Below are 23,418 nucleotides of genomic sequence, written 5' to 3' on the forward strand. Positions count from 1 at the left end.
ACGTCAGTCAGCCCTGCCCGGAGCAGGGCGCCCTCCGCATCGACGCGAGGTAACCAGGACGCCAAAACGCCAGGACGTCAGGACGCCAAGACGCCAAGACGCCAAGACGCCAGGCGGCGTTCCCGATCTTGCCGTGACCAGGCAAGGATCCGGATCGCGCGGAGGTTCCTGCCGGCGTCAGCGACGCTGATCGATCAGACCGCGACGATATTCGCCCTGTCGTTCGAGCATCCAGCCCGGATACTCAGCCGGAATCCGGCTCACCGCATCCAGCGTCTCCAGCTCTGCTCCGGAAAGCCTGACCTTGATTGCCGCCAGATTGTCGCCCAGTTGCTCGGGGCGTTTCGCTCCGATGATGACGCTGGTGACCGCAGGCTGATGCAGGAGCCAGGCCAGAGCGATCTGCGCGACTGAAACGCCATGCGCCGCCGCGATCGGCCGCATGGCCTCGATCACGCCATAGCCCCGGTCCCGGTCGACCGGCGGGAAGTCAAAAGCAACACGACGACCATTGGCGCTGGCTTCATCATCGCGCGTGTATTTACCCGACAGGAAACCGCCGGCGAGCGGGCTCCACACCATCAGGCCAACATCCTCGGACCTGAGCATCGGCACGATCTCGCGCTCCAGCTCGCGACCCGCGATGGTGTAATAGGCCTGGAGCGAGGCGAAGCGGTGCAACCCAAGCCGCTCGGAAATCCCCAGCGCCTTGATGATCTGCCAGGCCGCCCAGTTCGACACGCCGACGTAACGCACGTGGCCGTGCTGGACGAGCGTATCGAGCGCGCGCAATGTTTCCTCGATCGGGGTTGCCGGATCGAAGCCGTGGATCTGGTAGAGGTCGATGTGATCCAGTTGCAGACGCTGCAGGCTGGCCTTGCAGGCGTCGATCAGGTGGTAACGCGAGTTGCCCCGCGCGTTGGGGCCCTCTCCCGTCTGGCCGAACCCTTTCGTCGCGACGACGATTTCGTCACGTTTCAGGCCCAGGTTGCGGATCGCCTGACCGGTAATCTCCTCCGATCGCCCCCCGCCATAGACGTCAGCGGTGTCGATGAAATTGACGCCGCTCTCGATGGCGCCGCGCACAAGCGCATCGGCCTCTTCCTGGCCGAGCTGGCCGATCTTGCCCCACATGTCGTCGCCGCCGCCGAAAGTCATGGCGCCGAGGCAGAGTTCGGAAACGAAGAGGCCGGTGCGGCCGAGTTGATTGTAACGCATTGGTTTTGATCCTGGATTGGGTTCGCGAAAATTCGCTAATGTCAGGCGCTATGGGGCCGGGATGTCGCGTCAGAAGCGTTCCCCGACCATCGCCTCGCTCTTCGCCCACAACGCCCGGGCGCTTTCGGGGGAGAGGGCATAGGCCCGGACGCCGCCGCGTATGCCTTCGCCCTCGACGATTTCCGCCACGTGGCAATCCTCGCAATACCGGCCGCCAACCGCGTCGGCGTCGGCGACGACGCCCGCCCAGACGGACGTCGCAGCTCCCTGGGGGATGGACTTGTACTGGAAGGGCGGCAGGCCCGCCGCCGCATGGCTCTGGTTGATCGTGGCGATCAGGCGCTCGCTCACTTCCGGGGTCATATGCCGGCCAAGCTCGGTCTGGATGCCGCCGGGATGGACCGCGGTCGCGCGCACGCCCCGCTCGCGGTGGCGGCGATCGAACTCGACGGCAAAGAGGATGTTGGCTGTCTTGGAGCGCCCGTACGCCACCCATTCGTCATACGGCGTGTTGTCGAAATTCGGGTCGGCGAGATCGACGTCGGCAAAGCGGTGCCCCGCCGACGCCAGGGTCACCAGCCTGCCGCCTGGCCGGAAGAGCGATGCAATCCGGTTGACCAGCAGGAAATGGCCGAGATGGTTGGTCCCGAACTGGGTTTCGAAGCCATCAGCCGTTTTGCCTTGCGGACAGGCCATCACGCCGGCGTTGGCGATGACGAGATCGAAGCCTGTCCCCTGTTCGTTGAGCGCGTCGGCGCAGGAGCGCACGCTCGCCAGGGACGCCAGGTCAAGCGCGACCAGATCGAGCCTCCCGCCGCTCCCTGCCGCGGCGCGCACGACGTCTGTGGCGCGTTGCGCCTTGTCGAGATCGCGCGCCGCCCCGACCACATGCGCGCCGTGGCTCACCAGCGCACGGGCGGTTTCGACGCCCAGCCCGGCGGATACGCCGGTAATGAGAACGCGCTTGCCGGAAAGCGTCACGCCCTCAAGAACCTCATCAGTGGTCGAATTTTGATTGAACGCCATGGTCATGCCATCGCCCTTTCAAGACCGCCCCCGCTCGGGGAGCCTGCATCGCACGGTCTGAAGATGGTCAGGCGCATCGGGCCTGGCGCGCCCGATCCTGCTGCATTCTTGCCTGATCCTGCCAGACGTCCTTCCGTCCATCTTGCGTTCGACCGCGGTCCGGTCGATGGTTCCTCCATGCAGGAACAGCTCGATGAAGTTTGTGCGCTGCTGCGTCGTCATGGCGCCGCCGCCAGCTTGCCCCACGCCCGGTTCACCATCCGGTCCAGCGCGTCGCGGACCGGGCCGATACCGTCGATGTACGAGCCGATGCTGTGTTACGTGCTGCAGGGCGCCAAGCGGGTGACGGTCGGGGCGCGGACATTTGAATATCGCGGCGGCAGCTTCCTGACGGCTTCGCTCGACCTGCCCGCAATAGGGCAGGTCATCGAGGCAAGCCCGGAAAAGCCCTATCTGTCGTTCGCGCTGGCGCTCGACCCGGCGACCATCGCCGCGCTGCTTCTGGATCTCCCGGACGACCCCGGCGAGAGCATGGCGCCGGGGCTGGCCGTCAGTCCGATCACGCCTGAACTGGCTGATCCCCTGCTGCGCATGGTCAGGCTGCTGGACAGGCCCGAAGACATTTCCGTGCTCAGACCAATGCTGGAGCGCGAAATGCTCTATCGCATCCTGCGGGGACCGCAGGGCCCCATGCTGCGGCAGATCGGGCGCTCGGACAGCCGGCTCTCACAGATACGCCGCGCGGTGGAATGGAGCCGGAAGAATTTTGCCGAACCACTGCGTGTCGAAGATCTGGCGGACATGGCCGGAATGAGCGTTTCCTCATTTCATCGCCACTTCAAGGCCGTGACCTCGATGAGCCCGCTGCAATACCACAAGCAGATCAGGCTTCAGCAAGCCCGGCTCCAGCTCCTCGCCACTCCAGGTGAAGCTGCCCGCGTAGCGTTCGCTGTCGGCTATGAAAGCGCATCGCAATTCAGCCGGGAATATGCGCGGCAGTTCGGGCTGCCCCCGGCGCGGGACGCGGCGCGCCTGCGGCGCAATCCGGAAGTAGAAAACGCCTGACCGGCGTATGACCCCGGAGGGGCGGAACAGGCTTTCGGCCGTGCTGCTACGCCCCTCCGCCGGTTCGCCCGCAAGGCGCCTTACGGCGCAGTCCATCCCCATTTCCGGAAGATTTTGGCCCCGCCGTCGCTTTTCAGGAAGGCGACGAATTCAGCGGCCAGCTGCTTTTGCCTGCCCCGGTCGGTGAGCACGACGCCCGCGTCGCGATAGATGCGATGCGCCTCATCGATCTCCACCGTCTCCGCCAGCGCCGGATTGGCTGCCTGCCAGATATTCCAGATCAACCAGGCGTCATAGGTGGGATCGTCGGTCCAGGTCTTGCGCGCGATGGCGCTGTTGCCAGCGAATGCGCCAATATTCGCCCGGAGCTTGCGCACCGCGCCAATGTCGCCAGTGCGGCCGGCCACATCCTCCCAAAGACCGGTCTGGCCAGCGCCATGAACCACGAGAACCTTGACGCCTGGCTTGCCCAGGTCGCCGAGGCCGGTGATTTTTCTCGGGTTGCCCGGTCGCACCAGGATGGCGGAAGCGCGCAGATATAGCGGCTCCACGTCCTCGCTCCGGATCTGGCCGCCCATCGCGGCGACGAAGTCGGTCATCATGGATTCAGAGCCGCTGAAGATGAGGTCAGCGTCCTTGCGGGCCTGCGCGATCCACGCTGGCGTCGGGCCTGCCGTCACCGCGATCTCAACGCCCTTCAGCTTGCCAAATTCTGCCGCCGCCTCCCTCATCGCCGGCAGGGGGCCGCCCGGCCCGTAGACATTCAGGTCAGCCGCCTGGCCGGCGACGCACGCCGGGATGAAGATCGCGGCGGTCAGCGCCATCTGCTTGAACATGAAAAGTCTCCTGAGGGCCGGTTGGAGCCACTGGAAGTGGAACCGCCGGGAAGACGTTTCTGGCCTGCGCTTTATTCCAGAACAGCATTTCACGCTTTCGTGATGCCGCCGCCAGGCCGCAATCGCCGCCAGAAATATTTTGAAGGCGATGGGAATAAACCGCCCCGACCCGACGTCTCCCTGCTGTTCCCACCACCGGAACGCCAGGAGCCCTCCCATGCGCGCCATTCTCGCCACCGCCGCTCTCACCGCCCTGACCCTGCCAGCTTTGGCCGGTCCGGCCACCGATCTGGCCCGGGCCCGGATTGAAGCGATCGCCAGGGGCGATACGCCGGCCCTCATCGCCGCATATGGCGACAAGGCCCAACTGCACTGGATCGGCGGTCCGCTCGACGGCGCCTATGCCGGAGCCGGGCAATTGCAGACGGCGTGGAGCAAATTCGCCACCGCCCAGGCGAAGCAGACCGCCGCCATCGCCAACATCTCGGAAGCGATGAACCCGAAGGGGGCCACCGTGACGGCGGATGTGACCTTCAATGGCAAAAACACCGTCAAGGTGCGCTATATCCTTGTCTATCGCGACGGGAAGCTGGCGGATGAGATCTGGCAGGTGCACCCAAACGCGGCCTACTGACAGGTCATCAGGAGAGAGGCCGCCGCCCGTGGACGACGCCGCCGCCCTGCTGGAGCCGCTGATCCCCGCATTGCGGCGCTACGCCTATGCCCTGACGCGGAACCACGCGGCGGCGGATGACCTCGTGCAGGACACCCTGGAGCGCGCGCTGTCGCACTGGATGCTGCGCCGGCGCGACGGTGCGCTCAGGGCCTGGCTGTTCACGATCCTCCGCAACACCTACATCAACAGCCTGCGCCGCGCCCGCCGCCAGGGCGAGCACGCGCCAATCAACGATGAGGATGCGCACGCGCGGGATGGCGCACCCGATGCGGCGCTTGGAGTGCGCGACGTGCTGGCGACGCTCGACCAGCTGCCCGAGGACCACAAATCCGTCCTGCTGTTGGTCGGCGTCGAGGAGTTGTCTTACGAAGACGCTTCGCGGGTGCTGGGCGTGCCTGTGGGGACCGTGATGTCCCGGCTGTCGCGGGCGCGCCAGCGGCTGCGCGCCATGCTGGAGACAGGTCGGACAACCATGCTGCGGAGGGTGAAATGACGGCCCCCCAAATGCCGATCGGCGAGGACGATCTGACCGCGCTGGCGGATGATCGCCTGCCGGCTGAACGCCGCCCGGTCGTGGCGGCCTATCTGGCCGCGCATCCGGACGTCGCCCTGCGGGTAGAGGCTGACATGGCGCAACGCGACGCCCTGCGCGCCAGCCTCGCCGCCAAATTCAACGAACCCGTTCCATCGCGGCTGCGCATCGCCAACATCGCCGCCAGCAGGCGGGCGCGTTTGACCACGCGGTTGCGCCTCGTGGCGGCTTCCCTGTTGCTGCTGGCCATCGGGGCAGCCGGCGGCTGGGGCCTGCGGGCGCTGTCTTTGCCCGGCGCGTCTGAGCCGCCGGCGGCGATCTCGCTGGCCGGCGCCGCGTTCGACGCCTACCGGACGTTCGTGGTCGAAGTCGCCCACCCGGTCGAGGTGCGCGCGGAAAATGAGGCGCACCTGATTGGCTGGCTGTCAAAGCGGATCGGCAAACCCCTGAAGGCCCCGGACCTCGGCCGCTTTGGCTTTCGGTTGATGGGCGGCCGCGTCCTGCCCGCCAGCTCCGGCGCGGCGGCCATGCTGATGTACGACAACGACCTCGGCGCCCGCCTGACTGTCTATATCCGCGCCGACAAAGGCGCGGAGACGGCCTTCCAGTTCCGGCGCGAAGGCGATGTCTCCACCTTCATGTGGCTCGACCGCGGCTTTGGTTTCGCCATTTCCGCGCCGTTGGACCGGACCCGGCTACTGCCCATCGCGGAAGCCGTCTACAAGGAAACGGCGGCATGACGCCCGGCCTGCTGGCGGTCGCGCGGGTCGATGGCGCCAGCGGGTGAGGCGATTCCCGGCTGTGGACGCGGCCAAGCAGACATCGGCAACGTCACGCCCGGCCTTCCAGCATCGCTGTTTCGTCGCTGCGCAGCGTCAAGACCTCGACGCCGGTTTTCGTGACGGCGACCGTATGCTCGAATTGGGCGGAAAGCTTGCCGTCATGGGTCACCACCGTCCAGCCGTCGTCGGCAACGGAAACTTTGCGCGCGCCCTGGTTGAGCATTGGCTCGATGGTGAAGACCATGCCTTCCCGCAGTTCCATGCCTGTTCCAGGCCGCCCGAAATTGAGGATCTGTGGCTCCTCGTGCATCTCGCGACCAATGCCATGCCCGCAGAATTCCCGCACGACCGAATAGCCGTTCCTTTTGGCATGCCGTTCAATGGCGTGGCCAATGTCGCCGAGGTGAGCGCCGGCGCGAATTTGCCTTATGCCACGCCACATTGCCTCGTTGGCGACCCGTACAAGCCGCCGCGCGGCGGGTGAAGGAGAGCCGACGGGATAGGTCTTGCTCGAATCCGCGATGAAACCGTTCTTTTCCAGCGTGATGTCAAAATTCACGATGTCGCCGTCGCGGAAGATCTCGCGCGGACTGGGCGCGCCGTGGCAGACGACGTGATTGACCGAACAGTTCAGGGCATACTCAAATCCATATTGCCCCTTGCTTGCGGGACGGGCCGCGAGATCTTCGGTGATGAAGGCCTCCACCAGATCGTTGACCTGCAAGCTCGACGCGTTGATGAGATCAAGCCCGTCCAGCATCTCGAAAACCGACGCCAGCAACCGGCCCGACGCACGCATGAGCGCCAGTTCATCGGGTGTCTTCACCATGTCAGGCGACAACCGGATCATCTGGATGAACGTCCGCCGCCTCCAGCTGCATCTTTATGATGTCGTTGAAGGAAAGCGTCGGATTGGCCTCAGCCAACCTGCCGGTTTTCATCCAGAACTCTGCCTGCGCGTTGATGGAGCGGCACATCACCGTGCTTGCCCGCCGGATTTCATCATGCAGGTCGTCGTCGATTTTCACGATGCCCATGGAGCGCCTCTGACATAGCGTAATATACGAAACGTATACGAACTGTATATCTCATGGTCAAGCACCCGCTGGACCGGCCGCTGAATGGCGGCTTCTGCTCAACTCCCCCGCAGCGAAGCAACAACCTGCAGCCCCCAAGCGATCTTTGCGGCCCATCAGATGTTGATCTGAACCGCCCGCCGTCTTCCCCGAAACCATGCTCCACCCTAATCTGATCAAGGCTCCCAATGCTGACGACGTGCTCGCGTCCGCAAAAGCAGGCTTCCGCATCAGGAAAATGCGGCCCATGCCCGGTCGCGCCCGAAACGCATCTGACGCGAATGGGCAGGGACCCGAAACCCAGGGGGACAGAGATGGCGGACGTGCTGGTGGTTGGGGCGGGGCCGGTCGGCCTGGTGTTGGCGGCCGGGTTGCGACGACACGGCGTCCGTGTCCGGATCGTCGATGGCCGGACTGAGCCCCTGTTGTTCTGCCGCGCGATCGGCGTCACCCCCCGCACGCTCGAGGTGTACGAGGAAATGGGCGTGGCGATGGACATGATCAACGCCGGGCTGTGGCTTGAAGGCGTCCGGGTGGATCTGGGCGGCGCCGTCAGTCGGACCCAGTCTGTCGATCTGTCGGATTTGCCCTACGCCAGCCTCGGTTTGCCCCAGCCAGAAACCGAGCGGATCCTCACCCGACATCTGTCAAGACTGGGCGTGGAGATTGAACGGGGCGTGACGTTCCTCTCGCTGCAGCAGGACGGCAACCGGGTCCGCGTTCAGCTCGTTGGCGCTGATGGCTCCATGGAAACGGCCGATTTTGCCTATGTGGCCGGCTGCGACGGGGCGCACAGCGATGTGCGGCGCGCCATTGGCGTGGGCTTCTCCGGCGAAGCGCTTCCCTATCCGTTCATGCTTGGCGATGTGAAGGCGCAATGGCCCGCTGACGCCGGTCTGCCTCGCGGATATGCCTTGCGCGCGCTGCGTGTACGCGAAAACGCGCCGCCAGACATGTTCATCGCCATTCCCCTGCCGCAACCGGACCGCTATCGGGTCTCCATGCTGGCCGGCCCTGAAGCAGCAGGACCGGCGACTGATGCAGTCGAACACGGCTTGCAGTCCAGCCAGACAGGCCCAACGCTGGCGGATTTGCAGGCCGTGGCGGATCGGGTGATGGTGCGGCCGCCTGTGCTCTCCGACATGCGGTGGTCATCGCTGTTCAGGATTTCGATGCGGCTGGCCGACAGCTATCGCGTTGGGCGCGTCTTCATCGCCGGCGACGCCGCTCACATCCACCCGCCCACAGGCGGCCAGGGGATGAACACGGGCATTCAGGATGCATTCAATCTGGCATGGAAGCTGGGGCTGGTCATCGCCGGTCAGGCGACGCCAGCCCTGCTCGACAGCTATGAAGCCGAACGCCGGCCTGTGGCGCAGGACGTCATCAAACGCACAACGGAGGAAAGCCTCAGTCTCGGCCGCCCCCGGCAGCCAGTTGACCGGCTGGCCGACACCCAGATTCTGGTGAGCTATCGCGGCGGCGCGGGCTTTCACGATCATCTCGCAGCGGCCCGGGATGCCCGCGAACTGGCGCCTCTCGCCGGCGACCGTGCGCCAGACGCCCATGGCCTCGTCCGGTCCGGCGTCGGCTTCCCGCTGCGCCTGTTCGATCTCATGCGCGGAGCTGGCTTCAGGCTGGTCGTCGCCATCGACGGCGCAGCCGCGTCGCTGGCGGAACTTGAACAGAGGGCGGCAACGCTCGGCGCGGCGGGGTTTCCCGTCAGCGTCATCGCCGTGCAACTGGCGCCTGATGAGGCAAGGTCCACTCCGGCGCAGCCTTGCCATATGGCTGTCGCCCGGGACGCCGCAGGCAGTTTCGCCCGGGCGTGGCGCGCAAGGCCCGGCGACGCCTTTCTCGTGCGCCCGGACGGATATCTGGCCTGGACGGCCCGCCCGTTTGATATGGACAGCCTCGTCGCCGCGCTGAGGAACGTGTTCGTGGCCCAATAGCAAGGCGCGCCGCCTGAACCGGCCCCTGAGTTTGTTGAGGGCCGCGCCATGCCATTCCCAGCCCGGGTTTGGGGCCTGGCGACGCACATGCGTTCGGGAAGGATGATGCTGGAAGCGCAGAGGCGAAAACAGAACGCCAACCCTTGCGTGGCAAAGGTTTTGATATCTGTCTGGGAGGGGCTGGAATGGCCTGTGAAGGCTATATGGCGGAGAGGGGGAGATTCGAACTCCCGATAGGGTTGCCCCTATGCCGCATTTCGAGTGCGGTGCATTCAACCACTCTGCCACCTCTCCGCAATTCCGAGGTCAGCGCCTGTGGTGGGCGGTACGTACACGAGCGTTCGCCGGCTGGCAAGGCCTCTGACAGGCCTCCGGCGCGCCGCCGGCTTGTTTCCACAGCGGCGGTTTGACGCCAAAACCCGATGAACCCGATGCATCGGACTTCGCTGGCTCCCGGAGGCCGCCTGGCGCCTCCCGCCTGGGCATCGGCCACGGCGTCAATGTGGGTGTGCGTTGCGCTGGTTTGAGCGTTGCAAATCGCGGAAACGTCAGCCGCGCCGCGATCTGGCATGACGCGGTTTGCCGGCGACTGGCTGTCAGGGAGCCGGCGCCACGACAGCAGCGCCGATTTCCCGCGCGCCGTCGACGAGCGCGCGCACCACAAAGCGGTCCGGACCAACCAGCGACAGGCTTTCGTTGACGAACAGGCCGCTCATGCAGACCACGTCCACCGCCATGGCCGACAGGTCCTCCAGCTTCAGCCAGCCAAGACCGAAGCCGGTCACGCCCACGCTGACGCCCAACGCCTTCATCATGGTCAGGTGCTGGCCGATGGCGCGCGGGTCATGGCCCTGCGCCCCATCCGGCGGGACGTCCTCGCCCACCTGCCCTTCCGCATCGCCGCAGGAGGCAATTCCGGGGCTGGTCGGGTGCACCGGAGCGGATTCCTTCGGCGCATCGTTTCGCGCCGGCGTCGCGGCCCCGGGCCCGAAGGCCGCCTCATCAAGCGCGATAACCAGCCGCGCCGACACACCCGGGTGCGCCGCGAGCCATGCGGCAACCGCGCCCCGCCACTCGGGACTGACCAGCGTGGCTGGCGCGATGCGCAGCAGAACATGAGCGGCGGGGTCAGCCGCCAGCAGGCGTACGGCCTGCTCCAGCATCCGCTGGTCCAGCAGGCCGGAGAGCCCCGCCTGCGCCGCCACCGGCGCCAGCAGCCCCGGGCCCATCACGCCAGCCCCACCGGCGCAGGCTGCAACCGGCAGCGCCTCATCGAGATGCAGGCCAGCGCCGTCTAGATCAACCAGGCGCCGACGGCGCAGGCCGATGTCACGGCTGTTGAGCAGCGCCACCACATCGGGCGTGGACATGACGTGGGGACGCGCGGCCGGGCGCCGCCTGACGCGCGGGGCCAGGACGGCCACCATCTCGCCAGCCTCCACCGCCTGGCGCGCCGCCTCCCCGGCCCGCTCGAGCAGGGAACCGGCGTCGCCAACGCCATCGGACGCCGTCACCAGGCCAACATGGGCCTGAACGCCGGCGCAGGCGCGCGCGACGTTGCGCGCCACCGCCGCCGCGGCCTGTCGTCCCTGGGCGTCGTCACAGCCGTTGAGGATAATGGCGAACTGCCCCGGATCGAGGACAGCGACCACGTCGGTGCGCCGCAGCCGGCGCGCGATCGCCGCCGCCGCCAGATCCATCAGCACAGGGTCGGACGCCGAGACGTCAGGCTCCAGCGGCATGATCAGGCAAACGGCGACCGAGACCGAACGAAGCCCGCGCGCCGGATCATGCAGCATCGCCGTCAGCGTGCGCGTGACGATATCGCGCGCTGGCTCCATGCGGCGACCGGCCAGGGAAACATCGGGCTGACGACCGTCGATGGGGCACACCCGCATGACGCCTTCCGCACGGGCGGGGCGGCCGTCCGGCCCCGCATGCCAACGGCCCCGCTCCTCGATGACGCAAAGACCGCGACCGGCGTTGACCACATACCGGCAACGGAACGGCGCGCCCTCGCCGTGATCGGGGCCAGCGGCGCCGTGAATGACGTCGGCGCGGCTCTCGCCCGAGCCCGGCGCCACCAGCGACGCCCAGGCCTTGCCGGATGACAGGTGCCGGCGGCGCTCAAACCCCAGGGCGGCCATGGCCGTTGGGCCCCAGGTCAGACGATCGCTGGCAAGGTCCCACGCCCAGGCGGCCATATGGCAGGCCATGAGACCCTGGGCCGGATCAAGGGCGCGCTCCGGCGGCGCAGGCGCGGGCGCCACAGCCCTGACCGCCGTCATCCCGGAGTGGCCCCCTGCGTGACGTCCCGACCTGCGAGCCTGAAATGTCTCGCTGAATTTCCCAATCAAGCCGCGCATCACCGCATCCCGCCGCAACGGCAGGGCGCCTCCGGCTGGAATGCGGAATGCCCTGTCCTGTCTGACGCGTCTCTCCCGAGGCAAGGCGGATGGCGCCTGCCGGAAAGCTTTCGCACGCCCGGAGCCAGCCCTTGCGGGCCAACGAAACCGGCGGCGCGCCGCTACGTCATGTGTTCGGGGCATGTTGACCGGCGCATTGCTAACAGCCGGTAAAAGCTGGAGGAAAAGAGGCAGTTGTCACCGTGCTACCCAGCTCTGCGCGCCTCACAAACTGCTGATCCATCCGCCATCGTGGGGCCATAATCGGCGCGTCCGCCGCCCGGCGGCGAGTGATCGCCGCGCGGCAAGTAAAAACCCCGCATGCGGCGCATGCGGGGTTCAAATTCGTTCACATATGCCGGCCGGGCGGCCCGCAGACGGGATCAGGCGTCAGCGCTGGGCTTCAGCACCTGGCGACCGCGGTACATGCCGGTCTTCAGGTCAATGTGGTGCGGACGACGCAGTTCGCCGGAATCCTTGTCCTCGACGTAGGTCGGGGCAGCCAGGGCGTCGGCGGAGCGGCGGAAACCGCGCTTCATCGGCGAGGTCTTGCGTTTTGGAACGGCCATATCTGTCTCTCGAAGCGTTGCTGTAACGTCGGCCCGTGCGGTTCACGCTACAGCGACCGCGATCAGAACCCGTTTCGTTGGGGATGCGGGCTTATACAGGGTTCCCGTCGCCTTGACCAGCCCCGGAAGCGCCTTCGCGATGAACCGGAGCTTCCCGAGGCTCTTTCCTGTCAGTCCGCGGCGCAATCACCCTGCTTTTTGCAGGAACGCCTCACCCACAACCGGCGCCCTGTCTGCGCCCGTCAGGCGCATGCCCGGCTACAGGCAGGGCAAGGACTGTTGCCGCGCCCGCGCCGCGATCCGCCCGGCGCGCGTCGCCACATAACGCGACGGCTTCTCCGCATCATAGCGGATGGGATTGGGCAAAATCGCCGCCAGGCGGGCTGACTCCGCCGGCGTGAGCCTGGCGGCGCTCTTGCGAAAATAACGCTGCGCCGCCGCCTCGGCGCCAAAAATCCCGTCGCCCCATTCGGCCACGTTCAGATACAGCTCCATGGTGCGGCGCTTGGACCACACGATGTCGGCCAGAACCGCCAGCGGCAGCTCCAGCCCCTTACGGACAGGGGAGCGCCCCTGCCAGAGCAGCAGGTTCTTCACCGTCTGCATCGTCAGCGTCGACGCGCCGCGCGTCGGCAGACCATCCTCATCCGTGTCCCGGATCGCAGCGCGCACCTCCACCCAGTCCACGCCATGATGCAGGCAAAAGCGCGAATCTTCCGAGGCGGCGACAGCCAGCGGCAACGACGGCGCCATCCGGTCGAGCGGCGTCCAGATGCGGGTCACCGGCTGTCCGGTGAACCAGCGCGCCAGCATCAGATTGGAGACTGGCGGCGCGACCGCATAAAGCAGCATCAGCCCCAACGGCATCGCCGCGAGCACCAGCAGCAGCAACATGAGACGGTTAACCAGCCTTCGCAGAAACCGGCGCTTTGGCCTGGCGCTCACGGCGGATTCGTCCTCAAGTGGCGGCGGGTCCACGTCCTCCATCGCTGGAGTCTGGCCTTGCCGCGAGGCTCCACTGTCCCTGGAGCGCCTCTGGGGACCTGCCCCCGACCGCTTCCCGGACCTGCTTTTGCCGCCAGCCGGAATCCCCACAAGCCATGCGCCTTTCTTTCGCACCCCGTCACGCGCGACGGATCGCGCCCGACCAGGTCGTGATGGTATCGTTGCCCCAACGGCCTGCGCCGGAGCGCGCCAGTGGCCGGTTCCGGTGTTCGCATCCCCCCATACAGGGCGACGTCGCGCACTCCGGAACAGGAAGATCACCATCAACCCATTGTTTTTATCGTAAAACTTATGGATCTGGCATTCGCTCCCGGCCTGATGCCCAACCGGATGCAACGCCAAATCCGCACCATCAGCATACGATGATGTCGCGGCCGATGTCTCGCCGGGCGGCGCCCGCCCCGCCAGACGCTGACCCGTTCGCGCCCCTTGACCCGCCCGCCATGCTCCTGCAAGCCGCCAGTTGCAGGTCGCTCCGCGCCGGGATCCAGGACCCTGGGCGCCAGAAACCGGAGACATTCAGGTGTTCGCCAGCAAATCAGACAGCGTCGTGGCCTTCCAGACCCGGCTGGCCGACCGGGCCGCAACCATGGAAACGGTGCTGGCGGAGATACTCGATCGCCGCGCCGCAACGCCGCAGCGGCTGCTCGCCGCCATGCGTCACGCGGTTCTGGGCGGCGGCAAGCGCCTGCGGCCATTCCTGACGGTGGAAACCGCGGTGCTGTGCGGCGCGAACGCGGCCATCGCCATGCCCGCCGCCGCCGCCATCGAGCTGCTGCACTGCTATTCGCTGGTGCATGACGATCTTCCGTCGATGGACGATGATGACCTGCGCCGGGGCCAGCCGACGGTTCACAAGGCCTTCGATGAGGCCACCGCCATCCTGGCCGGCGACGCCCTGCTGACGCTGGCCTTCGAGGCGATGGCTGACGACGGCGCGCATCCGCTGCCTGAAACTCGCGCCAGGCTGACTCTGGGCCTCGCGCGCGCTGGGGGCATGACCGGCATGGTGGGCGGCCAGATGCTCGACCTCGCAGCCGAGGGGCGCTGGGGGGCCGCGCGACTGACGCCAGACGACATCCTGCATCTGCAGGCGCTGAAGACCGGGGCGTTGCTGGCGTTTTCGGTGGAGGCCGGAGGGCTTGCCGCCGGCGCGGATGCAGGCCTCCAGGCCCGGCTCGCGCAATATGGAAAGGCCGTGGGCGGCGCATTCCAGATCGCCGACGATATTCTCGACCACGAGGCCGATGCGGCGACCCTGGGCAAGCGCGCCGGCAAGGATGCGGAAAAGGGCAAGGGCACGCTGGTCACGGCGCTGGGCCTCACCGAAGCCCGCGCCATTTGCGACCGGCTGATTGACGACGCCATCGCCGCGCTCGACTGTTTCGGCGCCGAAGCGGAGACCCTGCGCGACGCCGCCCGGTTTGTCGGCGCCCGGCGCAGCTGACGCCAGACCCGGACGGCGCATGGCGCCGCCCGCAACAACATGCGCCACAAAACGCCGGACCGCGCGTCGGCGGATGCGCCCGCATTCTCCCGTCCAGCCATGGCGGCGACGGGTCCCTGGCCGGCATGGCCCCCGTCCGCCGGAGACCGGGCAGGTTTCCGGCCCTGCCGCCCCTTGCAATGCCCCAGAATTTCCGCATGCACGGACTTTATACTGCAAGAAATTTCAAACTAAACTTCTCGCAAAATTTTTGATGCAAAGCAACAACACGCGTTATGACATAGTTATTGCTGTCCACATTTGGAAGTATTATTAATATTCATATTTTCTATCCAGCCCACAAGATATTTCAGTCATGGATAGAAAATGAACAGATTAGCTCGCGCCGGCTTGCTGTCGGCTCTCATGATATCTGCCTCGACCATTGCGATAACCGCCGCAGAATACACGTCTGTCTGGAGCATTGGCGACAGCCTCACCGACACAGGCCGGACGTATGACTACCTGTCGTCATGGTACTTGCGCTGGACGCGAAAGCCTTATGGCCCGCATTACTATCAGGGGCGTTTCACCAACGGCCTGGTATGGACGGAATACCTCGGCGGGGAGAAGGGCAAGGGCGGACCCGGCGTCAATTTCGCCTGGGGCGGCGCCATCACCGGCACAACGTCGGGCAGCGGCCTCTCGTGGTTCTCCAACAGGTTCGCCAACTGGATGATCCCCTCGCTGGAAAAACAGGTGGACGATTACATGCTGCCGGCCATCGGCGCGGCGCGCGCCCAGGCCCCTGGCGAGCCGGCCTGCCAGACCTGCTTCGGCCAGAATCCCCTGGTGACGGTGTGGATCGGCGGCAATAATTTCCGTGTCCCCGGAGAATCGGCCCCATCCGGCAGCGCCCTCAACGGCTATCGCACGGCGCGGGACTACATCACCGCCAACGTCCCCGCTGCGCTGACGAAGATTCACGGCGCCCTGGTCAGCAACGCCAACCGGGTCGGCGGCGAGGCCCCCCGCGCCATCACGTATTATACGCCGACCACGCCGGACGTGAGCCTGACGCCGAAATTCTCCCGGCTCGACCCTGCCAGCAAGGCGGACCTGTCGCGGGTCATCGCCGAGACCAACCGCACGCTGAAATACAATTTGCTGGCGCTCGGCGACCGGCTCGCCGGCGAGCGGATCCCCGGGCGCATCGTCATCATCGACACCGCCGCCATGATGGAAGAAATCATGGCCAATCCGGCCGACTTCAACCTGACGAACGCCCGCGACAACTGCATCAGTTCGGACAGCGGCGAATATGTCGGCGGCTGCACCCCGCAGAACGCCAATTCATACCTCTACTGGGACGAATTCCACCCCACCACCTACGTGCATGGGCAACTGGCGGAGTTCGCCGCCAATACGGACCGGCTGGAAAGCGGCCGGCCGGCGCGCCTCTCCCTGCCCCATGTCGCCAATGTCGAATGGCGGGATCTGGCTTATGGCGGCGATATTTCGGGCCCTGGCCGGCTGATCAAGCGCGGCGAAGCAACGCTGACGCTGGCAGGCGACAACAGCTACTCCGGCGGCACGCGTTTCGACGACGGCGCCATCCGCGTGTTCAGCGCCCGCAATCTCGGCTCGCCAGAAGGCGATCTGGTATTCCGTGGCGGCGAGTTGCGGGCCAGCGGCACGCTCATGCTCACCCACACCGTGCGCCTTGCCCCACCCGTCTCCGGCGACGCCAGCGACATTTCGGGGACCTTCAACGTTGACCGGGGCTACACCGCAACCCTGGCCGGCCCGCTGCTGTCCGGCAATGGCAATCTGGCCAAGACCGGCCCGGGCGTGCTCGATATCCGCTCGCGCATTGACTCGGCCCGCGAGCGGACCGACATCCGCGAAGGCGAATTGCTGGTCAACAGCCCCGATCTCTATGAAAGCAGCGTCATCAACGTCAGCAGCGGCGCTGTCCTTGGCGGCGGCGGCAGGGTGAAGGGCGACATTCGCAACAATGGCCTGGTGCGCACCACCAGCTGTGGCGGCAGCCTGACGGTGCAGGGCGACTTCGAGCAGGCCTTGGGCGGAACCATCGTCCTGCCCACCGGCAAGACCCAGGTCCGCAACGGTTGCGAGGGCTTGCGCACCTCCATCCACGTGCAGGGACACGCGCGCCTTGGCGGCGTGGTGTCGGCGACGATCCGCGCCGAGAAATTCCTCAGTTCGCAACGCACGGTGATCCGGGCTGACCGCGGCGTCAGCGGCGCCTTCAGCGGCGCGGAAACCTCCTCGCCCTTCGTCAGCATCGCCCTGTCCCAGAGCGATGCGGCGGTCACCGCCACCCTGAGCCGGGACTTCAGCCTGCCGGCGAAGACAGGCAACCAGAAGGCCGTCGCCGCCTTCCTCAACGGCGTTTACAACGAAGCCGCCCAGGGGGATCTGGACCGGGTTTTCCTGGCGCTGGATCTGGCTGGCGCCACTGAGGACGGACAGCGCGCCCTCGACGCCCTTTCGGGCGCGAGCCTGGGCAAGGCCGATGAGGCCGTCGCGATGCACACCGGCGCCATGCAACGCTCGGTGCTCGCCATGGCCACCGCCAGCCGCCGCGCCGGCCGCGCGCCGGCGCAACCGGAGGCAGGCGTCCGGCGCATTGGCGACGTCAGCATCCGGGCGCAGATGTCGACCCAACCCTGGCGCGGCGCATGCCGGAGCGGCGCCGGTCAGGACGCGTTCATGTCGGCCGGTCTGGAAAAGACATGGACCGTCGCTGGCGGCCTGCCGCTGACCACCGGCGTCGCCATCACCCATGGCCAGATGAACGCGGCGCTGCAGGGCGAATTGCGCGGGGTGAGCGCCAGTTCACTTCACGTCGCCGGCTATGCGACCCTGACGTCCGGCCCGTTCTTCGTCGACGCGGTCGCCGGCGCCGGCCGCACCGATGGCCGGACGCGGCGGAGCTTCGCCTTTGGCGACCTGCGTGAAACCGCGGGCGCCCGTTACCGCGCCACGGATGTGTTCGCCAGCATCCGCTCCGGCATGACCATTGATGTCGGCGCCCTGAAAGTCGAGCCGTCAGCCGGCCTTGACTGGGAGCGGCTGGCCAGACGCGGCCTGCGCGAAACCGGCGCCGGCGCCGCGTCCGTGCTCGCCGGTCGCCGCACGACCATGACGCTGACGCCGTCGTTCAATCTCGACGTGTCAAAGCGCATCGCTTTGGGCGGGGTTGTGATTGAACCGGCGGCCTGGGCGCGCTTCCAGCGGGCGCAGACCCGTGGCGACCGCATGCGGCACAGCCTGGCCGGCGCCCCCACAGCCAGCTTCACGCTGGATGGCGGCGTGGCCGCAAAGCGGGCTGGCAGCGCCATCGGCGCCCGACTGGGCGTTGGCCCGGATGGCGCGAAGGACATCTCCACGCGCCTGTTCGTGGCCTGGGAGCGCAGCCGCGACCGCGCCCGCGCCGCGCACAGCTTCACCGCCGGACTGACAGCCACTTTCTGACCGGTCAGAAAATGGCGCCAGACACGGCGCGCGGCAAAACGACCTGTCCCGAAAACGGCCTGCCTCATGAGGCAGGCCGTTGCTGTTTCTGGCAGGCCCGGGGCCGCCGGTGAAACGCCGTCGCCCGCGTCAGGCGGCCAGAATTTCCTTTGACGCCACGGTAGTGTCGGCGTTGAGGCGATAAACCAGCGGCACGCCGGTGGCCAGCTCCAGGCCGGCGATGGTGTCGGTGTTCAGGCCGTCAAGCACCATGATCAGCGCCCGCAGCGAGTTGCCATGCGCGGCGACCAGCACGCGCTCGCCGCGCATCACGGCCGGCAGAATCTCGCGAATGTAATAGGGCAGCACGCGGGCGGCCGTGTCCTTCAGGCTCTCGCCGCCGGGAGGCGGCACGTCATAGGAGCGACGCCAGACGTGCACCTGGTCCTCGCCCCATTTCGCCCGGGCGTCGTCCTTGTTCAGACCCGACAGCTCGCCATAGTCGCGCTCGTTGAGGGCGATGTCGCGGACGGTCGGCAGACTGTCCTGGCCGAGTTGGCCGAGAATGAGCTGGGCCGTGCGCTGGGCCCGGGTCAGGCCCGAGGTATAGCAGCGGTCAAACGACAGCTTCCTGGCCTTCAGGCGGTCGCCGGCGGCCTTCGCTTCCGAAACGCCAAGCTCGGTCAGGTCCGGGTCTTTCCAGCCAGTGAACAGGTTCTTGAGGTTCCAGTCGCTCTGGCCGTGACGGGCGAGAACAAGAAGACGCTCGGTCATGCGGTGAACTCCGGTTTCGGCGTGGCGGCGGCTGTGGCGCCACGCCGGCAGTCATGGGAAAAAAATTCTGGAACTGGAGCGGCTTCTGGTCAGCCAGACGATGTCACCTGGCCGGAAAGCGCTCCATCGTTTTGATCTGACGCACTTCCTCACGAAAAGTGGAGTCCACTTTTCCCGAAAATGCGCTAGCCAACGCCCAGGACGTCGGCCATGGAATACAGCCCCGCCGCCTGGCCGCGCGTCCACAGGGCGGCGCGCACGGCGCCGCGGGCAAAAATGCCCCGGTCTTCCGCATGATGCGACAGGGTGATGCGCTCTTGCGGGCCGGCATAGATGACGCTGTGATCGCCGACCACGGAGCCGCCGCGCAGGGTGGCGAAACCGATGTCGCCAGATGTGCGCGGGCCGGTATGGCCATCGCGCACCCGTACGGAGCGCTGGCCCAGGGTGATCCCGCGCCCCTCAGCGGCGGCCTCGCCAAGCAGCAGGGCGGTGCCGGAGGGGGCGTCGACCTTGTGGCGATGGTGCATTTCCAGCACCTCGATGTCGAAGTCCTCGCCCAGCGCCGACGCCGCCTGGCGCACCAGCGCCGCCAGCAGATTGACGCCAAGGCTCATGTTGCCGGAGCGGACCACCACATTGCGCTTCGCCGCGTCCGCGAGAGCGGCGAGATCGGCTTCCGACAGGCCGGTGGTGCCGATGATGTGGGCGACGCCGCGCTCCGCCGCCAGTCCGGCGAGGGCAACCGTCGCCGCCGGGGCGGAGAAGTCAATGACGGCGTCGGCGCCATCGAGGGCCTTCGCCACGTCGTCGGTGATGATGACGCCGCTCTCGCCGACGCCGGCCAGCAGGCCCGCGTCCTTGCCGAGCGCTTCAGCGCCGGCGCGGTCCGTGGCGCCATGCAGCACGGCGCCTTCCGTCTCCGCGATGGTCGTCACCAGCATGCGGCCCATGCGCCCGGCGGCGCCGAACACGACCAGCTTCATGTCGCTCATGCCTCAACCCTCGCCCGGCTGCGGCCCGTCGTAGCCATCGATCACCACCATGTCAGCGACGGCGTGGCCATCGCGCAGCGCCTTGGCGCGCTTGTACTCCGGTGAATTCCAGCAATCGATCGCCGCCTGGCGGCTGGGAAACTCAATCACGACGTTGCGGGCGCGCGAGCCGCCCTCAACCGCCTCAAAGGCGCCGCCGCGCACCAGGAAACGGGCGCCGTATTTGGCGAACGCCTCGGCGTTGGCCGCCACATAGGCCTTGTAGGCGTCGGCGTCCGACACGTCGACGCGTCCGATCCAGTATCCCCTGGCCATGCTCTGTCCCTTTCCCAGGCGCTGATCCGGTCCGGTCAAAGCGCCGCCTCGATATCCTGAACGATGGCCCGCGCCACGGCGACCGGGTCCGCCGCCTCCGTCACCGGCCGGCCGACCACGAGATAGTCCGCCCCGTTGGCGATGGCCTGGCCGGGCGTCACCGCCCGTTTCTGGTCGCCCAGCGCCGCGCCGGCCGGGCGGATGCCCGGCGTCACCAGCAGCATGTCGTCGCCGACGATGGCCCGCATCGCCTGCGTCTCTTCGGCGGAGAGGATCAGGCCGTCGATGCCGGCGGCGCGCGCCTGGACGGCGCGCCGGGCCACGGTGTCGCGCACGCCGGCGGCGTAGCCGGCTTCGGCGAGATCGGCGTCGTCACAGGAGGTCATGACGGTGACCGCGAGGATCTGCAGCCTGCTGTCGCCGCGCCCGCGCGCGGCGGCCTGCATGGTCTGCGGATAGGCGTGAACTGTCAGGAAGCGGCCGCCAAGGCTGGCGATGCGCGCCGTGGCCTTCTCGACCGTGTTGGGAATGTCGTGCAGCTTCAGGTCGACGAAAACCTGCTTGCCCTGGTCGGCCAGTTCGCCAATGAACGGCAGCCCGCCGCCATAAACCAGCTCCATCCCCACCTTGTAGAAACTCACCGCGTCGCCAAGGCGCGCTGTCATGGCGCGCGCCGCCGCCACGTCCGGAAAATCCAGCGCGACGATCAGACGGTCGCGGGGTGGAATGGCCGCGCGGGACGGCCGGGGGGGAGTTTGCGCGTTCATGACGCCTCTTCGCACAGGCGCCGCGCCGCACTCAAGCCCTGGAGCGGGTGATTCCGTCTCGACCAAAGGCCAGAGCGCCGCGGCGGCGGATCAACGCGGACGATGTTTGCCGTTGGGAAGCGCCTGGTGAGCATGGGCATGCCCGTTGGCGTTCTGGCGGCGGTAAGCCCAGACCCGCGCTGGCGGCAGGTTCCACCAGACGCGGCCGGACGGCTGCGAGCTGTAGTCGTCGGATTTCGGGATCGGCGAGACCGGCGAATATGTGAACTGCACGAAAGGCGCGCCGGGCTGCATCAGATGGAAGGCGTCGTTCAGCAGTTTCATGCGCATGGGCAGCGGCTTGGTGAACAGCGGCAGGCTGGACACGGTGGCCGCCGCCGGTTCCTGCAGACGCTCGGCCAGCAGCTCCGGAAAATTGTAGGCGTCGCCCTGCAGGATGGTGGCGGCGGGAAAGCGCCTGGCCAGCAGGCTGCAAAAATCGGCGCTGTACTCCACCAGGATCAGGCGGTTCTCCGGCACGCCGCGGCGCAGGATGGCTTCCGTGACCGGGCCGGTGCCAGGCCCAAGCTCGATGACCGGGCCGGTGGCGGCCGGATCAAGATAGCTGGCCATGGTGCGGGCCAGCATCTTGCCCGAGGGCGTCACCGCGCCAGTGACGAGCGGACGCTCCACCCACGAGCGCAGGAACCGCGCCTCATCCTCGATGCGGACGGGCGGTTTTCCGGATTGGCGTTGGCGGGGCAAGGTCAGCGGGCTCCGGCCGGGTGGAGAGAGGCGGCGCAAGGGACAGGGCCGCTGTGCTCCACGGTTGCTGCTGCATGATCGCCAGCTGACATGGAATTCCTTCCATCGATGCATCGCCCCGCCAGCGGACGGGTCACAGGCTGATGCTCCAGCCGACCTGACCGTCTGACAGACGGACTGGCCAGCTTTAACTGTTTCTGGTTACACCCGTTGCGCCGGAGCGCATAGGGCTCCCGATCAAATTCCGGTCAGGACAACCGGTTTTGATGGCGCTGTCCGCCATGAACAGCGCGACGGGCCCGGGCAATCCCGCCGTCTTCAGCCGCCGAGGCCGCCGAACAGCTCCTTGACGCGGGACAGGAAGCCGGCGCTCTCCGGGTGCGTTTCACCCGATGACTCGCGCTCGAATTCCTGCAGCAGCTCACGCTGGCGACGCGACAGGTTTTGTGGCGTCTCGACCACCACCTGGATGTACAGGTCGCCGACATTGCGGCTGCGCAGCACCGGCATGCCCTTGCCCTTCAGGCGCAGCTGGCGTCCGGTCTGGGTGCCCGCCGGAATCGACACTTTCGCCGGCTCGCCGTCGAGCGTCGGAGCCTCGAACTCGCCGCCAAGCGCCGCGAGGGTCATCGACACCGGGGCGCGGCAGAACAGGTCGGCGCCGTCGCGCTGGAAGATGGCGTGCGGCTTGATGGCGAGGAAGATGTAAAGGTCGCCGGCCGGGCCGCCGTTGCCGCCCGCCTCGCCCTCGCCCGACAGGCGGATGCGCGTGCCGTCCTCAACGCCAGCCGGCACATTGACCGACAGGTTGCGTTCGCGGGTGACGCGGCCGGCGCCGTGGCAGACGTCGCATGGATTGTCGATGATCTCGCCGCGGCCGCCGCAGGTGGGGCAGGTCCGCTGGATGGCGAAAAAGCCCTGGGCCGCCCGCACCTGACCAGCGCCGCCGCAGGTGCCGCAAGTGCGGGCGCGTGAGCCCGCCTTGGCCCCGGAGCCCTCGCAGCTGTCACAGCGCACCGCTGTCGGCACGCGGATCGCCGCGGTCTTGCCGGCGAACGCCTCTTCCAGGGTGATTTCGAGATTGTAACGGACATCGGAGCCGCGATTGCGGCCCTGGCGGCCGCCGCGGGCGCGACTGTCGCCGAAGAAATTGTCAAAGATGTCGGTCATGAAATCGGAGAAGTCGGCGCCAAAGCCTGGACCTCCGCCGCCCACGCCGCCCTGCTCGAAGGCCGCGTGTCCAAACCGGTCGTAAGCGGCGCGCTTCTGGCCGTCCTTCAGAACCTCATACGCCTCGGCCACTTCCTTGAAACGCACCTCGGCGGCCGCGTCGCCGGGATTCTTGTCCGGGTGCCATTTCATGGCCAGCTTGCGAAAAGCGACCTTCAGGTCACCGTCAGAGGCGGTCCGTTCAACCTCAAGGACCTCGTAGTAGCAGCGCTTGGTCATCGGGCAAATTCCAGACCTGATCCTGTCATCTTCTCATCGTCAGCCATGCGCGTGAGCGTCATGACCATTCAGCCGGGCACAACCAGACCGCCGCCCGGTCTCTCCCGGCATGCGCGTCATATGGTGATCCGGCTTTTTCCAGAAAACGTCCAAACCCTGAAGCCATTGTCCAGCGGGGCCTTTTCCGCCGCACGCCGGGATATGGCTTCCATTCAGCCAGGGCCGGTTTCCGGCCCTGGCGCCGGCCTTCGCCCGGACGCGCGAACCGTCGCGACGCCCGGACTGCTGCGCCAAAGGCAACGGGGCCGCAAATTGCGGCCCCGCGT

Annotated in this window: 21 protein-coding genes and 1 tRNA gene; 7 read left to right on the forward strand and 15 right to left on the reverse strand. The window is 67.1% G+C overall.

The window, feature by feature from the left end:
* Positions 1-177: 177 nt before the first annotated feature.
* Positions 178-1,218, reverse strand: coding sequence for an aldo/keto reductase (locus IE243_RS05685; RefSeq protein ID WP_191318380.1), 1,041 nt, complete (start codon positions 1,216-1,218; stop codon positions 178-180).
* A 69-nt stretch (positions 1,219-1,287) separates the two neighbouring features.
* Positions 1,288-2,250 (reverse strand): SDR family NAD(P)-dependent oxidoreductase, encoded by a 963-nt coding sequence (locus IE243_RS05690; protein ID WP_191318381.1) that lies wholly within the window; start codon positions 2,248-2,250, stop codon positions 1,288-1,290.
* A gap of 171 nt (positions 2,251-2,421) precedes the next feature.
* Between IE243_RS05690 and IE243_RS05695 the strand changes: the two genes are divergently transcribed.
* Complete coding sequence (locus IE243_RS05695; protein ID WP_191318382.1) at positions 2,422-3,309, forward strand: AraC family transcriptional regulator; 888 nt, start codon at positions 2,422-2,424, stop codon at positions 3,307-3,309.
* An 80-nt stretch (positions 3,310-3,389) separates the two neighbouring features.
* On the opposite strand, the gene IE243_RS05700 is transcribed toward IE243_RS05695, so the two are convergent.
* Entirely contained in the window at positions 3,390-4,145 is a 756-nt protein-coding gene (locus IE243_RS05700; RefSeq protein WP_191318383.1) for a substrate-binding domain-containing protein, read from the reverse strand.
* Between the two features lie 217 nt (positions 4,146-4,362).
* Between IE243_RS05700 and IE243_RS05705 the strand changes: the two genes are divergently transcribed.
* The 3 genes from IE243_RS05705 to IE243_RS05715 are packed head-to-tail and all read left to right on the forward strand — an operon-like array spanning position 4,363 to position 6,093.
* Positions 4,363-4,779 (forward strand): Cif family virulence factor, encoded by a 417-nt coding sequence (locus IE243_RS05705; protein ID WP_191318384.1) that lies wholly within the window; start codon positions 4,363-4,365, stop codon positions 4,777-4,779.
* Positions 4,780-4,807: 28 nt separating this feature from the next.
* Entirely contained in the window at positions 4,808-5,314 is a 507-nt protein-coding gene (locus IE243_RS05710) for an RNA polymerase sigma factor (protein WP_191318385.1), read from the forward strand.
* Entirely contained in the window at positions 5,311-6,093 is a 783-nt protein-coding gene (locus IE243_RS05715; protein WP_191318386.1) for an anti-sigma factor family protein, read from the forward strand. Before IE243_RS05710 ends, IE243_RS05715 begins: the two co-directional genes overlap by 4 nt.
* 91 nt (positions 6,094-6,184) lie before the next feature.
* On the opposite strand, the gene map is transcribed toward IE243_RS05715, so the two are convergent.
* Together map and IE243_RS05725 are read right to left on the reverse strand one after the other, a co-directional pair.
* On the reverse strand, positions 6,185-6,964 hold the full coding sequence (gene map, locus IE243_RS05720; protein WP_191318639.1) for a type I methionyl aminopeptidase: 780 nt from the start codon (positions 6,962-6,964) through the stop codon (positions 6,185-6,187).
* A 1-nt stretch (position 6,965) separates the two neighbouring features.
* Positions 6,966-7,172, reverse strand: coding sequence for a ParD-like family protein (locus tag IE243_RS05725; RefSeq protein ID WP_191318387.1), 207 nt, complete (start codon positions 7,170-7,172; stop codon positions 6,966-6,968).
* Between the two features lie 353 nt (positions 7,173-7,525).
* Here IE243_RS05725 and IE243_RS05730 point away from each other — a divergent pair, with 353 nt between their 5' ends.
* Positions 7,526-9,163, forward strand: a complete 1,638-nt coding sequence (locus IE243_RS05730) for an FAD-dependent monooxygenase (RefSeq protein ID WP_244642825.1) — start codon at positions 7,526-7,528, stop codon at positions 9,161-9,163.
* A 204-nt stretch (positions 9,164-9,367) separates the two neighbouring features.
* On the opposite strand, the gene IE243_RS05735 is transcribed toward IE243_RS05730, so the two are convergent.
* The 4 genes from IE243_RS05735 to mtgA form a co-directional block, all read right to left on the reverse strand.
* Positions 9,368-9,457 (reverse strand) — tRNA-Ser (locus IE243_RS05735).
* Positions 9,458-9,759: 302 nt separating this feature from the next.
* The gene (locus IE243_RS05740; RefSeq protein ID WP_191318389.1) at positions 9,760-11,451 is read right to left on the reverse strand and encodes an EAL domain-containing protein; all 1,692 of its coding nucleotides are present in this window, start codon (positions 11,449-11,451) and stop codon (positions 9,760-9,762) included.
* A 500-nt stretch (positions 11,452-11,951) separates the two neighbouring features.
* Entirely contained in the window at positions 11,952-12,137 is a 186-nt protein-coding gene (rpmF, locus tag IE243_RS05745; RefSeq protein WP_191318390.1) for a 50S ribosomal protein L32, read from the reverse strand.
* A 258-nt stretch (positions 12,138-12,395) separates the two neighbouring features.
* Positions 12,396-13,124 carry a monofunctional biosynthetic peptidoglycan transglycosylase gene (gene mtgA / locus IE243_RS05750; RefSeq protein WP_191318391.1) on the reverse strand — a complete coding sequence of 243 codons (729 nt, stop codon included), beginning with the start codon at positions 13,122-13,124 and terminating at the stop codon, positions 12,396-12,398.
* A 607-nt stretch (positions 13,125-13,731) separates the two neighbouring features.
* On the opposite strand from mtgA, the gene IE243_RS05755 reads away from it, so the two are divergent.
* Positions 13,732-14,589 (forward strand): polyprenyl synthetase family protein, encoded by an 858-nt coding sequence (locus tag IE243_RS05755; protein WP_191318640.1) that lies wholly within the window; start codon positions 13,732-13,734, stop codon positions 14,587-14,589.
* Positions 14,590-14,955: 366 nt separating this feature from the next.
* Complete coding sequence (locus tag IE243_RS05760; protein ID WP_191318392.1) at positions 14,956-18,069, forward strand: autotransporter domain-containing protein; 3,114 nt, start codon at positions 14,956-14,958, stop codon at positions 18,067-18,069.
* Between the two features lie 129 nt (positions 18,070-18,198).
* Here the strand turns inward: IE243_RS05760 and IE243_RS05765 are convergent, their stop codons facing one another.
* The 6 genes from IE243_RS05765 to dnaJ all read right to left on the reverse strand — a co-directional run bounded on the left by IE243_RS05765 (position 18,199) and on the right by dnaJ (position 23,092).
* Positions 18,199-18,822, reverse strand: a complete 624-nt coding sequence (locus tag IE243_RS05765; protein ID WP_191318393.1) for a 2,3-bisphosphoglycerate-dependent phosphoglycerate mutase — start codon at positions 18,820-18,822, stop codon at positions 18,199-18,201.
* Between the two features lie 185 nt (positions 18,823-19,007).
* Positions 19,008-19,808: a 4-hydroxy-tetrahydrodipicolinate reductase gene (dapB, locus tag IE243_RS05770; protein WP_191318641.1), complete on the reverse strand. Its 801-nt coding sequence runs from the start codon at positions 19,806-19,808 to the stop codon at positions 19,008-19,010.
* 12 nt (positions 19,809-19,820) lie between these two features.
* On the reverse strand, positions 19,821-20,132 hold the full coding sequence (locus IE243_RS05775; protein ID WP_191318394.1) for a DUF1330 domain-containing protein: 312 nt from the start codon (positions 20,130-20,132) through the stop codon (positions 19,821-19,823).
* Between the two features lie 35 nt (positions 20,133-20,167).
* On the reverse strand, positions 20,168-20,899 hold the full coding sequence (gene pyrF / locus IE243_RS05780; protein ID WP_191318395.1) for an orotidine-5'-phosphate decarboxylase: 732 nt from the start codon (positions 20,897-20,899) through the stop codon (positions 20,168-20,170).
* A 90-nt stretch (positions 20,900-20,989) separates the two neighbouring features.
* Positions 20,990-21,643 (reverse strand): class I SAM-dependent methyltransferase, encoded by a 654-nt coding sequence (locus IE243_RS05785; protein ID WP_244642829.1) that lies wholly within the window; start codon positions 21,641-21,643, stop codon positions 20,990-20,992.
* 318 nt (positions 21,644-21,961) lie between these two features.
* Positions 21,962-23,092 carry a molecular chaperone DnaJ gene (gene dnaJ, locus IE243_RS05790; RefSeq protein ID WP_191318396.1) on the reverse strand — a complete coding sequence of 377 codons (1,131 nt, stop codon included), beginning with the start codon at positions 23,090-23,092 and terminating at the stop codon, positions 21,962-21,964.
* Positions 23,093-23,418 lie beyond the last annotated feature (326 nt).

It is taken from the genome of Camelimonas fluminis, from assembly GCF_014656355.1.
GTDB classification, from domain to species: domain Bacteria; phylum Pseudomonadota; class Alphaproteobacteria; order Rhizobiales; family Beijerinckiaceae; genus Camelimonas; species Camelimonas fluminis.

Excerpts from the sequence above, each read along its gene's own strand:
- IE243_RS05755 (WP_191318640.1), top strand. The coding sequence starts at position 13,732 with ATGGAAACGGTGCTGGCGGAGATACTCGATCGCCGCGCCGCAACGCCG.
- IE243_RS05725 (WP_191318387.1), bottom strand. The coding sequence starts at position 7,172 with ATGGGCATCGTGAAAATCGACGACGACCTGCATGATGAAATCCGGCGG.
- map (WP_191318639.1), bottom strand. The coding sequence starts at position 6,964 with ATGGTGAAGACACCCGATGAACTGGCGCTCATGCGTGCGTCGGGCCGG.
- IE243_RS05775 (WP_191318394.1), bottom strand. The coding sequence starts at position 20,132 with ATGGCCAGGGGATACTGGATCGGACGCGTCGACGTGTCGGACGCCGAC.
- mtgA (WP_191318391.1), bottom strand. The coding sequence starts at position 13,124 with ATGGAGGACGTGGACCCGCCGCCACTTGAGGACGAATCCGCCGTGAGC.
- dnaJ (WP_191318396.1), bottom strand. The coding sequence starts at position 23,092 with ATGACCAAGCGCTGCTACTACGAGGTCCTTGAGGTTGAACGGACCGCC.
- IE243_RS05730 (WP_244642825.1), top strand. The coding sequence starts at position 7,526 with ATGGCGGACGTGCTGGTGGTTGGGGCGGGGCCGGTCGGCCTGGTGTTG.
- IE243_RS05685 (WP_191318380.1), bottom strand. The coding sequence starts at position 1,218 with ATGCGTTACAATCAACTCGGCCGCACCGGCCTCTTCGTTTCCGAACTC.
- IE243_RS05765 (WP_191318393.1), bottom strand. The coding sequence starts at position 18,822 with ATGACCGAGCGTCTTCTTGTTCTCGCCCGTCACGGCCAGAGCGACTGG.
- IE243_RS05690 (WP_191318381.1), bottom strand. The coding sequence starts at position 2,250 with ATGACCATGGCGTTCAATCAAAATTCGACCACTGATGAGGTTCTTGAG.
- IE243_RS05760 (WP_191318392.1), top strand. The coding sequence starts at position 14,956 with ATGAACAGATTAGCTCGCGCCGGCTTGCTGTCGGCTCTCATGATATCT.
- pyrF (WP_191318395.1), bottom strand. The coding sequence starts at position 20,899 with ATGAACGCGCAAACTCCCCCCCGGCCGTCCCGCGCGGCCATTCCACCC.
- IE243_RS05705 (WP_191318384.1), top strand. The coding sequence starts at position 4,363 with ATGCGCGCCATTCTCGCCACCGCCGCTCTCACCGCCCTGACCCTGCCA.
- rpmF (WP_191318390.1), bottom strand. The coding sequence starts at position 12,137 with ATGGCCGTTCCAAAACGCAAGACCTCGCCGATGAAGCGCGGTTTCCGC.
- IE243_RS05695 (WP_191318382.1), top strand. The coding sequence starts at position 2,422 with ATGCAGGAACAGCTCGATGAAGTTTGTGCGCTGCTGCGTCGTCATGGC.
- dapB (WP_191318641.1), bottom strand. The coding sequence starts at position 19,808 with ATGAAGCTGGTCGTGTTCGGCGCCGCCGGGCGCATGGGCCGCATGCTG.
- IE243_RS05715 (WP_191318386.1), top strand. The coding sequence starts at position 5,311 with ATGACGGCCCCCCAAATGCCGATCGGCGAGGACGATCTGACCGCGCTG.
- IE243_RS05740 (WP_191318389.1), bottom strand. The coding sequence starts at position 11,451 with ATGACGGCGGTCAGGGCTGTGGCGCCCGCGCCTGCGCCGCCGGAGCGC.
- IE243_RS05700 (WP_191318383.1), bottom strand. The coding sequence starts at position 4,145 with ATGTTCAAGCAGATGGCGCTGACCGCCGCGATCTTCATCCCGGCGTGC.